Source organism: Pseudomonas sp. FSL R10-0056, from assembly GCF_009600105.1.
GTDB classification, from domain to species: domain Bacteria; phylum Pseudomonadota; class Gammaproteobacteria; order Pseudomonadales; family Pseudomonadaceae; genus Aquipseudomonas; species Aquipseudomonas bubulae.
This window is the reverse complement of the sequence record NZ_WIWL01000211.1, coordinates 1-11,613: the sequence shown is the minus strand read 5'-3', so window position 1 is coordinate 11,613 and position 11,613 is coordinate 1. Positions and strand designations below refer to the sequence as shown.

Below are 11,613 nucleotides of genomic sequence, written 5' to 3'. Positions count from 1 at the left end.
GATTAGCTCTTGTTGTTGAGGGCGTGAACCAGGTCAGCCGAAGACATGCGCTCAGCGTCTTCCAGAGAGGCGCGGATAGCAGCGGTCAGGCGGCGCTCGATTTCCCAGGGATCGGTCATGGCAGCCAATTCCGGTGCCAGTTGCGGGGGCATGCCCAGCAACTGATCGCGCAGCAGACGCCCCGCGTTGAAGGCCCCTGTCTTGACCGCTTCCAGCTCGACCTGTGAGCCCTGAACCTTGTGGAATTCCGCCTCGGCCAACTGCGCCAGGTAGTACTCACGGTGGGCGCGGGCTTTCTGGAAGTCGGGCTGCTTGCCAGCCGGGCCGATGGCGGGCTGCGGCGCAGCCATGTTCGGCGTGGATTCGACCAACGGAGACAACTGGCTGGTCACGTCGCGCTGCACCCGATCCGCTTGATGCCGGGCCGCGACGGCGGCCTTGCTTGGGTCGGCAGTATCACGAATCAATGAGACGGTGGCGTCGACATTCACCCGCTTGCCATCATCCGACAGCACCAGCCGGTTGTTGTCTTTCAGCCAGGTGATGTAACTCGGTGCCTTGCCGATATGAGCCGCAAAGGCGCTCTTCGACAGAAAAATGGGGTCTGTCACACGCCCTCCTTTTCAACGGCTTTTCAATGCAAGCCTTTCAATTTCAATGGATTGAATTTCAATAAGCTGCCAGCCCTGCGGCTAACGATTTCCCGCGGGTTTCCTGCCCCGTACCCGTGGAAAATGCCCAGGGTCCCCGGCAGGATTTGAGAGACGAGAATTATTCTGATTGGCCAGAACGGGGAGGAATTTCTAGGTCCTGAGAGCTTGGCTGCTGATGTTTACGCAAACTCCCGCAGCGCCTCTTGCAAGCGCTTGGCCTTGGTGATCGCTTCAGCATTGCTCTCACGCTCTGACTCAACTGACAGGGCAACCTCTTCGATGCGGCTAGCCAATACCTTCATGCGCTTGCTGAACTCATCAGACAGACTCACCACCTCACCCGACAGGGCCGCCAGAACATCTAGTGCACCCTCAGGTTTCTGGATCGATACAATGGTCTGCTTGGCAGCCTGAGGCATGACTGTCTCCTTCTTGGATTTGCGGGTGGCTACATCGCGCTGAAATTTACCGCCTATGGGCTCTCTGATAAGCCCAGCATCTTTGAGCTCACCGAGTGCCCGGCGAACGGCATAGGCCGATGCACCACTGGCGTTGGCAGCCAACACTGCGCCGTGGATATCGCGAGCGCTCCAGCGCGCTTGAATGGGGACATGGCCAAAGACTTTTTGAGCAATCGAGGATTGCCCTGCAAGCATCTGCTGCTGCCTGGATTCATTCATGTCTGGAGTCCTGTTCAACAAGTGGATGTGAAGGAATTATTCAGAGCGATCCGATTGAGAAGGCACATCGCAAACACCGAGACGTCGGGCGGCCCAGCGTTCGTAAAGACCAATGGCGACGTCCGCCCCGGCCATCGCCGTGAGGCATCCCACCGCCGATGACGCCCAGATCGACACACCATTGGCATGCAGCAGCATCATCGTGGACAGCCCGCACCCGATGCAGGCACCTGACCGCAAGGCCAACCGCCGGACCAAGGACCAACCCCGAGCACCATCTTTGTCCGCTCGCCACATCTCGCCCGATACGCCGCCGATCAAGGACAGTGCGATCACTAGCCAGATCGGCATATCAGCTAACGCTTGTTGCTCTGTTGTCATGTATGACCTCAATCAAAGAGCGGCGCGTGGTGCTGAAAAAAGAAAACCCCGCCGGGGTGGACAGGGTTTTCAGTGCGCTGGTGTATGCCAGGGCGAGGTGCACAGCACGTGCTCGGGGAGCGCTTAGGCGCAGAATTCATATCGTGGGAACTTTTTACCCCTGTTCGGTAAAACCGAAAAGCAGGGATTTTCGGTCATTATGCTCAACTCACTTTGACGCAACTTTGACGCAGGTTTGAGGTAAGTCACCCCGACAAACGGTCAGAGCTTAACCGGCTTTGCTCAGCACCGTTGCACGCGTCAGATTGGTTTCCTGGTGACCGCTGCGCCGGGTGTAACCCCGAGTGGTACCGCTTCGAACTGTAAGGATCAGCATCACTTGTTGATGCAGACGTTTAACCCAGTTGCGATACGTTTGGTCTGCCCCTTCGGTGATGTCGAGGAGCCGCATCTGTTCACGTCGCGACATCGATGGTTGATGCAGGTAACGCAGTCGGGCCAACTGTGCCAATTGCTTGCCTTTGGTTGACTGGCGATCCAACTCGGCAACGGCCGCCGCCACTTCGCTGGCAATGTGATCCATGCCAGCGCCCGCTCCCACCAACAGATCACGTGAACCGGCCGTACCCCGTGGAGCGCAACCGCCGTATTGCATGATCGTGGCCATCGGACTACCCAAGCCACCAGCCTCCCCAACCTGGCAGTGCTGCTCGCCCCAATGCTGCATAAGCTCTTCGATTTCCTGAATCATCCTCATCTACCCCCTGTAAACCCAACCCGACACAGAAAACAGCCAACCCGACACACACCTAACACACTTAAAAACCTTTAAAAACATACTCTTAATGCTCTATGTGTTGAGTGTGTCAGGTGTGTTGGGGTTCTCCTCATGTACGAGAAATAATTAATAAGCATCAGTCTTTAGATTATTGAGCATGCACATACGCCCGCATGTGCGAGAAACCCAACACACTTGACACACTGACCCCGAAAGCCTTTAAAAACGTGGCCTGTAGCTGTGTCAGGTTGAGGGTAATCACCCGCCACACCGTCAACACACCCCACACACATTGGGTCGTCATGCTGCACTGTCCTGTCGTTGCCCGAACTTTACGTGCTCCCAACTGCCCACACTCCAGCCCCCGGCCTTGGCTGCTTCGCGCCATGCAACGACCGCCGCACCGAGCCCGGCCGCAGTTACAGATGGGGGTGGGGAAGGTGCTGGATCGATGCCAGCCCAAGGGAAGAAGAACGTACCAAAGGATCGCCGCGAGCCATCCATCCAGGGCTTGCCCTGAATCTTGTCCACTTCGGTGGAGATGAATCCGCTGAACTTGGTATGACTTAAGGTGTGTTCCTTGTTGCGGTGGCACCATTCCAAAAACAACGCGTACAGATCACTGCTGACGCACACGCTAAATGGTGCTCCCAGCAGGCCATTACGCCATTCACGTAGAAAGGTTTGCCAACTGGCCATACTCAAATCTACCAAGCGTTGGCGGGCTTCGGTGTTGGGTGGCCGGGTACGCTGATCAAAGTCACCCAGGTCATAACTGAGCAGGTATTCATAAAGCGCCGGGATGCCATCATTAGCCAACTCATACTTCACCCTCTCCTGCTCTTCAGGCCCCAGTGTTTCCTTGGGCCACACCACCAACATCCGGCGGTCATTTTCGCCAATGGGCCAGGGCATGATTTCGTTGGAGAGGAACACCGCATTCATATGGTTGGCTTCCTCCCAGCCATTCACAAACTTGGACTCCATACGCACCGTCTTGCCCGTGACCATATGTTTGATCTTGCCCACCTGGTTGTAACGCTGGTCACGGCTAACCACTTCCTCGAACACGCCATACAGCTTGTTTGACTGCCATACCGTCCAGCTCGACTCCAGTTGTGACTGCCCGACTGTGGCCGCGTATTCGCCATAGATCGCGCCCATGATGTCGCTGAGCAACAAACTCTTGCCGCTGCCTTCCATGGTCGAGTGCAGCAACACGGCTGTGTCCATCTTGGCGCCGATGTTTTGCAGCGGGTATGCCAACCACTTGATCAACCAATCAGTTGCCGCTTCGTCGTGGTTGCACAAAAAACTAAACAGCGAGCGCAAGGTGCGGCACTTGTTCGGTGCATCGATCGGGATCAAAGGCAGCCCCTCAAAGGTATTGATGTACACCTCCGGGTCTTTGGTCATACGTGGATCGAACACAATGTGCTGCATGTCCACGGTGCGCCGATCAGGACTGTTCAACCACATGCCATAGGCATCGCCCAACGCCATACGCATAGCACCCTCGGGGACTCGACGGCGGCATTTAATGTCCCAGGAGTCTTTGGTACCGTCTATATAGACATAGCGTTCGGTCGGGCTCATGCCCTCCCCTGATACCTGCTTGAACTTGGCCTCTGCTTTGGCTTTGCTGGCTTGGCGCTCCGCCATGTCATCGGCGATGACCTTTTTCTGTGTCGACTCAAACCAGTCTTTGGCCAGCGCTTTGGTGACCAACAATTCAAACGCAGGTTTTTTGATAATGACGCGCCTGAACATGTCGAAAACGGCAGTCTTGCCTTCAATCAAAGCGAAGCGTTGAAAGATTCGGTCCGGCGTCCAATCACTCCCCCCGCCCCCCTCAGGTGCAGGAGCCTCAACGGCGGAAACGGATTCGCCCGGCCCGCTGGCATCCTCAGATGGGGTCGGGGGAAGATCCGCCGGGGATGGCCGGGGCGACTGCTGCATACCCAACATGCGTGCAGCATCTTTAACCGCTTTGGACTGATCACCGTCGTGCTCGAGCAAGCAGAACACCTCAAACGCATCGTTCTGGTGACCATTGGCCAATGGATCTGCGCCGTGGTGCGAATACAGCTTGCCATCGGTGATGGTGATACCCGGTAAGCCCGTGCTGCTTTGCGGATAAAGCCATTTATTGCCGCGCTTGATGTACCCGTGGGTGCGCAGTAATTCTTCAACATCATGACTGCGGTTGAATTCATCAATCACCGAAGGCCGATTGCCAGTTACCTGGGTAGGCGACTTGCTCGACTTTGGTTTGACCTTTTCAGCCTTCGGCGCCCAAGGGCAAGCAGCCTCGGCATCACGTTTGAAAATGTCCCAGTTTTGCCAAATGGCCAGCAGGTCGGTGGTCAACACCGGCAGGCCATCCGCGGAGGGTGGTGTGCGCCAGGTATACGGTTTACCGGTACCGGGATGAATTGAAGGTGGCAATACGTCTTGCACCAAGCCTGCACGCAACTCGAAAACCGTGAACCGCTTGTAGGGCTCTGCCTCGGCACGTGCAGCCGCTTCACCGTCCAAATCGCCTGATTCTTTTGCCGCTTTGGCTTTCTCGATCAAACCTTTAAAAATCGACCCATCAGGGTCGTTTTCGTTGGGCCATGCAAGCGAATGACGCGTGAGGTCTATTCCATCCGGCAACTGGAACAGGATACGAAAACGCGCTGGGTTACCGACTACTGTCGGGTACACCAGCGCCATTGCGTCCAAGTCCAGGCCGAGCAACTCGTACAAGACGTGGCGTGTCCACTGGACATCATCAACGTCTAACGAGCACACACGGCTCGGCCCTAAGACCACACCAAGGTTGTGCGTTGGATTCGCAGACCAGAAGGCTTCGGCAGCCTGTGCATCAGTGATGTAACCACCGGGCTTATTCCAGCCCAACCCTTTGGGAGCTTTCTCCCCCGGCTCGATGGCAACAAGTGCCAGCTTGAAGGTGTCGATGTAGCGTCGTGCCCATGTCGCCATAGGCACAGCGTGAAAACGATCGGTCATCTGCGGCGCTCCCGCAACTCTTGGCAGCTGACACAGGTATTGCAGCCTTTGACCTTCTCCTGGCGGAGCACTGGTATCGGTTCATCGCAATCAACACAGATTGATGCACTGACCGCGGATGCTGAAGCACGCTGACGTTGCTCCAAAGCGCGCTGTAAAAACTCATCCGCATAGTCATTAGCCAGATCAACGATGTCAGCCATTATCGCGATCCTCCATTGCCTGGCGTGCGCCGGCCATGATGCCCAGTACCTCGCGGATAACGTCCATGCCACGCTTCTCAAGAATGGCGACTTCGTGCGACTCCCAAACTGCGTCAGCCACACCGTCGTGCATGCAAGACACAAACTCGCCAGATTCATGAAGCAACTTGCCTACCGCCTTCAACGCTTCTTTTGTGGCAGGCACTGGCGTTGGCTTGTACCAAACGGCCCCGGCTGGGCGTACTAAGGCGTCGAGCAAACGCGGATCAGCCGTGAGGCGAATCACCTCTTCCAGCTCATCCGGTGTCAGCCAGCGGCGCTCTTCGTCGAGTTTGAGTTTCTTCTGCAGGGAGTCGTTGTCGATCACCATTGCGAATGCAAGTGCGGTGACACCACCCTTGTAGGAACGTCCTGCGCGATAGAGCGCGTGACGCAATGAAAGCACCGGACCAGCGTCCGGTAATAGATCGATGCGACTCATAACCGTAAAAACCCCTTTTACGGTGTAGCCATAAAACAGGGCACGCCCTATCCTACGACCACGACCGATGTACATGTGCTGTGTATCGTCGTAGCTGGACCGGAGGATCTTTGGTGAGAGGCTCCGGTCCAGCACCCTTTTAGCGATGTAGATCTACAACTGCATTGCTCTGTCGACCCGGCGTTTCTTTGGTGAGAGGTTCTGGGCCGATGCTTTAAGCGGCTGACTCAATATCAGCCGCATCTGTCATTTGTAGGTACAAGCACTCAATTGCCTTCCCTGTCACGTAACGAATGTCAGAGCCCTTAGCGGCTCGATTGATAGTGGGCTGCGTAGTGCCCACTTTTTGGGCAATGTCTCTCTGAGACATCCCGGATAGCAGTAACTTCGCCAGCATCTCCTGAATGGTCATATCGGTCACCAATGTCCTTTCGCATTGAACGAGACAATACACAAACGTATTGATTAGATCAATACAATCTCCGATACGTTTTTGAATCAAAGGGATCTGAAAGTGATTGGCGACCGTATCGCTCAGCGCATGACAGAGCTCAACCTGTCCGAAGGTGAGCTAGGGCGACGCTCAGGCGTTCCCCAGCCAACTATTCATCGAATAGTCACCAATGAAGTGAAAAGCCCCAGGCAGGAAAATGTCGAAAAAATCGCGAAGGCCTTAAAGGTCAGCAGCAACTGGCTATGGAAAGGCGGTGACGATGTTGACGTGGTTACTTCAGGACTCGACATCAATGTCGAGGAAGGACCCGCTATTAGAGGTTATGTGCCTTTGATCTCATGGGTCCAAGCAGGTGCGTGGTGCGAAGTATCTGATATAAAAACCCTGGATGATGCCGAGATTTGGCTTCCATGCGCTGCCTCACATAGCAAACAAACCTACGCCTTACGAGTCCGCGGACTCTCAATGTTTAACCAGTATGAGCGGCGCTCATTCCGAGATGGGGACATCATTTTTGTTGATCCTGCCAAGACTCCTGAGAATGGCTCACTTGTTATTGCGAAGCTTGTCGACAGCCAAGAAGCGACATTCAAACAGCTTGTCATAGAAGGTCGCAGGCAATTTCTAAAGCCTCTTAACCCCGCATGGCCTGACCCCATTATTGAATTGGGAGCTGACGCCATGATTTGCGGGGTCGTTTTCTCCAAGCTCGAAGTTTTCTAGCGACAAACACTAGCCCACTACGTGGGCTTTTTATCGCCCATAGAAAAATTAATACGGCAATGTATTGACTAGACCAATACGTATTTGTATCGTTTACATCGTAGACCTCTCACCAAGAGTACTAACTATGCAAACGACACAGCACAACCTCACCCGCTGCCGGGTATACATCCACCCGGCAGCCTGCAACTGTCCCTCCTCAGTGGATGCTATTCAACGCCGCACCGGCCGCTTGGCGATCATAACCAGCCCAGGGCGTATCGAACTCACTCCGCAGATTGCTGAAACCACCTCCTCATTCGGAGGTGCTGCGGCATGAAAAAGTTACTGATTGGATTAGCAGGCCTCGCCCGCACGGGCAAAACAACCGCTGCCAAACACCTAGTCTGCACGCACAACCTCCAGACTTACGCGTTCGCAGACCCGCTGCGTGAAGGCCTAACAACCATCCTCAACCTTAGCCCACGTGACTTTGACGACGAGCACAAAGAACAGCCAATCGCCTGGCTAGGCCGCTCCGCACGTGAACTGATGCAGTCGATGGGCACCGAGTGGGGCCGTAATCAGGTGCACCCAGAACTGTGGCTGCTTCTGGCCGAGCAAAATCTTGGATTCCTCGAGCAAACCAACACAGCAGCCTCCGGCTTTGTGATTAGCGATCTTCGTTTCGAAAACGAAGCGGCTTTCGTTCGGGAGAAAGGCGGCCTGGTCATTCATTTGCTACGCGAAAGCGCACCCGATGTGAACCCACATATCAGCGAAACCGGGATAGCCATACACGACAACGATTTCGTGGTGCACAACGACGAAACGATTGAGCAGATGACCGGCCAACTGGACGAGATCTTCAATGCTCTTTGCGCTCGCGCAGCGGCTTAAGGAGCAGTCACATGAATCGAACCCTGGATGCTACTGCCGCCCTACTTGGCTTGAAACCACGCGCCTTCCGCAGTCGCTTACGTGAGCTTGGCATTTTGACTCAGAACGGTGAACTGGCCAGCAAGCACCGAGACCAGGGTTATCTGTATGTAGACACGCGCAGTCGCTGGAACGCGAACATCAACACCTTCAGCTATTACGCGGTTGTGATGGTGAAAGAGCCCGGCGCGAGTTGGTTAAGCAAGCAACTGGGCATCACCGTGACCCCTGCTAAAAAGGACGCCACCGCATGAAACAGAACGCCATCACGCAAGCGATCGGCGCCTTGAAACTGGTCCCGATATTCGTCAACAACCCGGCCATCGTCAGTCGCGCCACGATGATTGGAGCTTCAGCAGAAGCTGTTGCTCTGCTTGAAGCCCTTCCCGCGGCATCTGCTGAGCTGATCGAGGTGTTTCGTTGCGTCAATGCAGTAATCAGCGACGGGCAGACCGCTTACGTCACCCCTACCCGCTGCCCTGAATACCCATACGGAGCTGTGATCGCTGACAGCAAGGGGCACATTTGTGCTGCTGCGATGGGGAAAACCAAAGAAGGCCTGGCCGAGTTAATCCGCCTCAAGTTGCTGCCCCAACACGAGGGGTGCGGGGAGGATGCAGCGTGAGCAACACACTCGATCAACTGCGTAAGGAGTTCGCAACACCCTGTCCCAGTCTGACGGCGGTGCGCGAACGCTACTTCGCACACATCAGGACTGATCGCTACCTGCTCAGCGAAATCAAATCCGGACGCATCGCACTGAAAGTAACGCGACTACACCGCTCAAGCCGGGCAAAGCCAGTGGTGTATTTGCACATGTTAGCGGCCTATCTAGATGCACAGGCACCCAGCCAGGCCGCCTAAGTAACCCCTTGAACTACAGGGGCCTACAAAAACCAACGCAATGAGGCACAGCACATGAGCAAGTCACGTCCATTCATTGACACCCTGCGCGACATCGAAGCCGGTGGCCTGCTGGATGAACTCAGCGAAACCCAGCACAGCTTGATCGACGCCATTCGTTTAACAGGCAAAGGGGGCGAACTGACGATCAAGCTCGCCTACAAGCCTGACGGCAACGGCCAGATGACTATCAAAGCGGACGTAAAAGCCAAAGAACCGGCCCTTTCACGTGGCACATCTTTGTTCTTCCTGACCCCCGAAGGCAACCTCACCCGTCGTGATCCACGCCAACAGGATCTTCCGCTTCGGACGGTGAACGATGACAAGCCCGAAGTACTGCGACAAGTCAGCCAGTAAAAACCTCTCACCACGTGTACTACCCACTGGAGCACATCCAATGCAACAAGCACTACAACAGTTGTTCACTCTGGCCCAAGCCCTTGGCAAGCCTGTCGACCACCCTGGGCTGGCTGCGCCGATTGCGCTGGTACCGCACGGCGTATCGCTCGAAAACCTGGAGCACCTACTACCTGCCCCTACCCGCACCAAGCAAAAGCTCACCGTTCTGGATGCAGAATCGTTCATTGAGTACGTGAATCGCTTCGCAACTTCTGCCACTGCAGTCTTCTGTAACGGTCCAGAAGGCCGAACCTTCTCCGCGGTTATCGATTACCACCAGCCAGAGAGCCCGGCATGGCGCGAACACGTTGCGACTTATCGTTGCCCGACCACTGTTGAGTGGGGTCGCTGGAAGGAAAACGACCGCAAGCGTATGGACCAAGCGACCTTTGCCGAGTTCATCGAAGAAAACGTGTGGGACATCACTCAGCCTGCAAACGAAAAAAACGCACCAGGCGCAGCTGACATGCTGGAAATCAGCCGCACCCTCGAAGCCAAGAAAAATATCAGCTTCCGCCAAGGTACCCGCCTCGACAATGGCCAGGTGCAACTGACCTACAACGAAGAGATCGACGGCCGCGCAGGCGAAGCTGGTCAGTTGCGCATTCCTGAGCAGTTCTTCATCGGTGTGAAACCTTTTCTAGGAGGCGATGCATTCTGCGTTCCGGCACGTTTCCGTTATCGCATCCAGGACGGCGGCCTGATGATGTGGTTCGAGTTGGTGCGCCCAGACAAAGTGCTTGAGGAAGCCTACAACGCGGTGCGTGACAAAATCCAAACCGCCATTAACGAAGTTCCGTTGTACGAAGCCACTTTGTAAAAACCACCTGCCATACCCTGCCGCCGGCCTCTCACCAATGATCCCAGCGGCGGTTTTCCACGAGGTACACAGCACATGCACACACAGCACCTAACAATTGCTTTAGCTGGATTGGGATTATGTTTTTTGAGCTTGTCTTACTTCATCTGCAGAGCGGTTGGAGTGTTAATTTTCCGGAAAATTTCTCTAAAAAAACAGTTTAAGCAGATTAGGGAGGCAGCATGAGCGCATTACATAAGATGGATTTTTTTATCACACCAGGCGCTTGGTTCCGCCAAGAGTTGCTGCCCCCAACCTTTGGCATCAGCACCGAGGCCGCTCGTAAATACCGCTCCAGCGGCAAATGGCTCGAAGGCAGACATTGGCGCTGGGACCCGGCCAATGTGATCGTTTACAACCGCTCAGAGATTGAGAAGTGGATGGCGGGCCAACCATGACAGACAAAATGCCAACCGGCGTCGAGCTTAACGGTAAGCAACTTCGTATATCGTTCATGCTGCATGGCCAGCGATGCAGAGAACCACTGGCCGGTATCGTGAAAGTTAACAAGTCCGCCATTGCGTACGCGGACAACAAACGCAGAACGATTTTGGCTGAAATTAAAGAGGGTCGCTTTGACTACGCGGCTCACTTTCCTGACTCTCCTCGTGCAGCCATGTTCTCAGGCGCCGAAGGCCACTCTACGAAGCGAACCGTCTCAGAAGGTATTCAGCGCTGGATGGAAGTCCAGCGTGCCCTACGCGCTTCAAGTACGGCCACTAACTACGCATGCAAGGCACTGCACGTCGAGAAAAAGTTCGGCAAATCGAAGATTGTCGACATCAGCAAAAGTGACATTGAATTATTCCAGGCTCAACTACTGAAACAAGGACTCGCACCGAAGACCGTAAACGATATTTTCACGGTCATACGAGGCGTCTGGGCCAACGCTTTTGGGGACGGCATTTTGAAAACCAACCCACTGGATCGAATCAGTAATGTTGGTACTGATGCCGACCTCGAGCACGCTGACCCATTCAGCCGAGAAGAGATAGAGCAAATAGGCAAAGCTGATCCTGCTCGCATGCCAGAAGCCCGGATGATCATGTTCAATTGTTGGGCCGGACTGTCACTGTCTGAAGTGATCGCCCTAGGCTCTGTACGTAAACCCAAGAAATACGATTTTCTGTAAAATACACCGCCATTAAAGCCAGGAGGCCAAGATG

17 protein-coding genes are annotated in these 11,613 nt (G+C 54.9%); 9 read left to right on the top strand and 8 right to left on the bottom strand.

The features are described 5' to 3' along the window. Positions 1-2 precede the first annotated feature (2 nt). From GHO42_RS20315 to GHO42_RS20280, 8 genes are all read right to left on the bottom strand, one after another. A complete protein-coding gene (locus GHO42_RS20315) occupies positions 3-611 on the bottom strand; it encodes a terminase small subunit (protein WP_178127006.1) in 609 nt (202 codons plus the stop codon). A gap of 221 nt (positions 612-832) precedes the next feature. Then, a complete protein-coding gene (locus tag GHO42_RS20310) occupies positions 833-1,333 on the bottom strand; it encodes a hypothetical protein (RefSeq protein WP_095030965.1) in 501 nt (166 codons plus the stop codon). Between the two features lie 36 nt (positions 1,334-1,369). Beyond that, positions 1,370-1,714 (bottom strand): phage holin family protein, encoded by a 345-nt coding sequence (locus tag GHO42_RS20305; RefSeq protein WP_073514853.1) that lies wholly within the window; start codon positions 1,712-1,714, stop codon positions 1,370-1,372. Positions 1,715-1,982: 268 nt separating this feature from the next. Further along, complete coding sequence (locus tag GHO42_RS20300; RefSeq protein WP_095030966.1) at positions 1,983-2,465, bottom strand: hypothetical protein; 483 nt, start codon at positions 2,463-2,465, stop codon at positions 1,983-1,985. Positions 2,466-2,640: 175 nt separating this feature from the next. Then, positions 2,641-2,796, bottom strand: coding sequence for a hypothetical protein (locus GHO42_RS20295; RefSeq protein WP_153328627.1), 156 nt, complete (start codon positions 2,794-2,796; stop codon positions 2,641-2,643). Then, positions 2,793-5,507: a DUF5906 domain-containing protein gene (locus tag GHO42_RS20290; RefSeq protein ID WP_153328628.1), complete on the bottom strand. Its 2,715-nt coding sequence runs from the start codon at positions 5,505-5,507 to the stop codon at positions 2,793-2,795. The genes GHO42_RS20295 and GHO42_RS20290 overlap by 4 nt, the downstream gene beginning before the upstream one ends. Further along, positions 5,504-5,710 carry a TraR/DksA C4-type zinc finger protein gene (locus GHO42_RS20285; RefSeq protein WP_153328630.1) on the bottom strand — a complete coding sequence of 69 codons (207 nt, stop codon included), beginning with the start codon at positions 5,708-5,710 and terminating at the stop codon, positions 5,504-5,506. The genes GHO42_RS20290 and GHO42_RS20285 overlap by 4 nt, the downstream gene beginning before the upstream one ends. Beyond that, positions 5,703-6,191 carry a phage regulatory CII family protein gene (locus tag GHO42_RS20280; protein WP_048359464.1) on the bottom strand — a complete coding sequence of 163 codons (489 nt, stop codon included), beginning with the start codon at positions 6,189-6,191 and terminating at the stop codon, positions 5,703-5,705. Before GHO42_RS20280 ends, GHO42_RS20285 begins: the two co-directional genes overlap by 8 nt. 514 nt (positions 6,192-6,705) lie before the next feature. Here GHO42_RS20280 and GHO42_RS20275 point away from each other — a divergent pair. From GHO42_RS20275 to GHO42_RS26215, 9 genes are all read left to right on the top strand, one after another. After that, the gene (locus GHO42_RS20275; protein WP_052750661.1) at positions 6,706-7,368 is read left to right on the top strand and encodes a S24 family peptidase; all 663 of its coding nucleotides are present in this window, start codon (positions 6,706-6,708) and stop codon (positions 7,366-7,368) included. A 315-nt stretch (positions 7,369-7,683) separates the two neighbouring features. Next, positions 7,684-8,247, top strand: a complete 564-nt coding sequence (locus GHO42_RS20270; RefSeq protein ID WP_046808748.1) for a deoxynucleotide monophosphate kinase — start codon at positions 7,684-7,686, stop codon at positions 8,245-8,247. A 50-nt stretch (positions 8,248-8,297) separates the two neighbouring features. After that, positions 8,298-8,540, top strand: coding sequence for a hypothetical protein (locus tag GHO42_RS20265; protein ID WP_153328647.1), 243 nt, complete (start codon positions 8,298-8,300; stop codon positions 8,538-8,540). Further along, the gene (locus GHO42_RS20260) at positions 8,537-8,911 is read left to right on the top strand and encodes a hypothetical protein (protein ID WP_153328632.1); all 375 of its coding nucleotides are present in this window, start codon (positions 8,537-8,539) and stop codon (positions 8,909-8,911) included. The genes GHO42_RS20265 and GHO42_RS20260 overlap by 4 nt, the downstream gene beginning before the upstream one ends. Beyond that, positions 8,908-9,150 carry a pyocin activator PrtN family protein gene (locus GHO42_RS20255; protein WP_178127007.1) on the top strand — a complete coding sequence of 81 codons (243 nt, stop codon included), beginning with the start codon at positions 8,908-8,910 and terminating at the stop codon, positions 9,148-9,150. Before GHO42_RS20260 ends, GHO42_RS20255 begins: the two co-directional genes overlap by 4 nt. 54 nt (positions 9,151-9,204) lie before the next feature. After that, positions 9,205-9,546, top strand: coding sequence for a hypothetical protein (locus GHO42_RS20250; RefSeq protein ID WP_046808752.1), 342 nt, complete (start codon positions 9,205-9,207; stop codon positions 9,544-9,546). Positions 9,547-9,586: 40 nt separating this feature from the next. After that, a complete protein-coding gene (locus tag GHO42_RS20245; RefSeq protein WP_153328634.1) occupies positions 9,587-10,408 on the top strand; it encodes a YfdQ family protein in 822 nt (273 codons plus the stop codon). 221 nt (positions 10,409-10,629) lie between these two features. Next, positions 10,630-10,845, top strand: a complete 216-nt coding sequence (gene xisR / locus GHO42_RS20240) for an excisionase family protein (RefSeq protein ID WP_153328636.1) — start codon at positions 10,630-10,632, stop codon at positions 10,843-10,845. Beyond that, complete coding sequence (locus GHO42_RS26215; protein ID WP_256670676.1) at positions 10,842-11,579, top strand: Arm DNA-binding domain-containing protein; 738 nt, start codon at positions 10,842-10,844, stop codon at positions 11,577-11,579. The genes xisR and GHO42_RS26215 overlap by 4 nt, the downstream gene beginning before the upstream one ends. Positions 11,580-11,613 lie beyond the last annotated feature (34 nt).

Excerpts from the sequence above, each read along its gene's own strand:
- GHO42_RS20285 (WP_153328630.1), bottom strand. The coding sequence starts at position 5,710 with ATGGCTGACATCGTTGATCTGGCTAATGACTATGCGGATGAGTTTTTA.
- GHO42_RS20250 (WP_046808752.1), top strand. The coding sequence starts at position 9,205 with ATGAGCAAGTCACGTCCATTCATTGACACCCTGCGCGACATCGAAGCC.
- GHO42_RS20270 (WP_046808748.1), top strand. The coding sequence starts at position 7,684 with ATGAAAAAGTTACTGATTGGATTAGCAGGCCTCGCCCGCACGGGCAAA.
- GHO42_RS26215 (WP_256670676.1), top strand. The coding sequence starts at position 10,842 with ATGACAGACAAAATGCCAACCGGCGTCGAGCTTAACGGTAAGCAACTT.
- GHO42_RS20280 (WP_048359464.1), bottom strand. The coding sequence starts at position 6,191 with ATGAGTCGCATCGATCTATTACCGGACGCTGGTCCGGTGCTTTCATTG.
- GHO42_RS20245 (WP_153328634.1), top strand. The coding sequence starts at position 9,587 with ATGCAACAAGCACTACAACAGTTGTTCACTCTGGCCCAAGCCCTTGGC.
- GHO42_RS20310 (WP_095030965.1), bottom strand. The coding sequence starts at position 1,333 with ATGAATGAATCCAGGCAGCAGCAGATGCTTGCAGGGCAATCCTCGATT.
- GHO42_RS20295 (WP_153328627.1), bottom strand. The coding sequence starts at position 2,796 with ATGACGACCCAATGTGTGTGGGGTGTGTTGACGGTGTGGCGGGTGATT.
- xisR (WP_153328636.1), top strand. The coding sequence starts at position 10,630 with ATGAGCGCATTACATAAGATGGATTTTTTTATCACACCAGGCGCTTGG.
- GHO42_RS20305 (WP_073514853.1), bottom strand. The coding sequence starts at position 1,714 with ATGACAACAGAGCAACAAGCGTTAGCTGATATGCCGATCTGGCTAGTG.
- GHO42_RS20300 (WP_095030966.1), bottom strand. The coding sequence starts at position 2,465 with ATGATTCAGGAAATCGAAGAGCTTATGCAGCATTGGGGCGAGCAGCAC.
- GHO42_RS20290 (WP_153328628.1), bottom strand. The coding sequence starts at position 5,507 with ATGACCGATCGTTTTCACGCTGTGCCTATGGCGACATGGGCACGACGC.
- GHO42_RS20260 (WP_153328632.1), top strand. The coding sequence starts at position 8,537 with ATGAAACAGAACGCCATCACGCAAGCGATCGGCGCCTTGAAACTGGTC.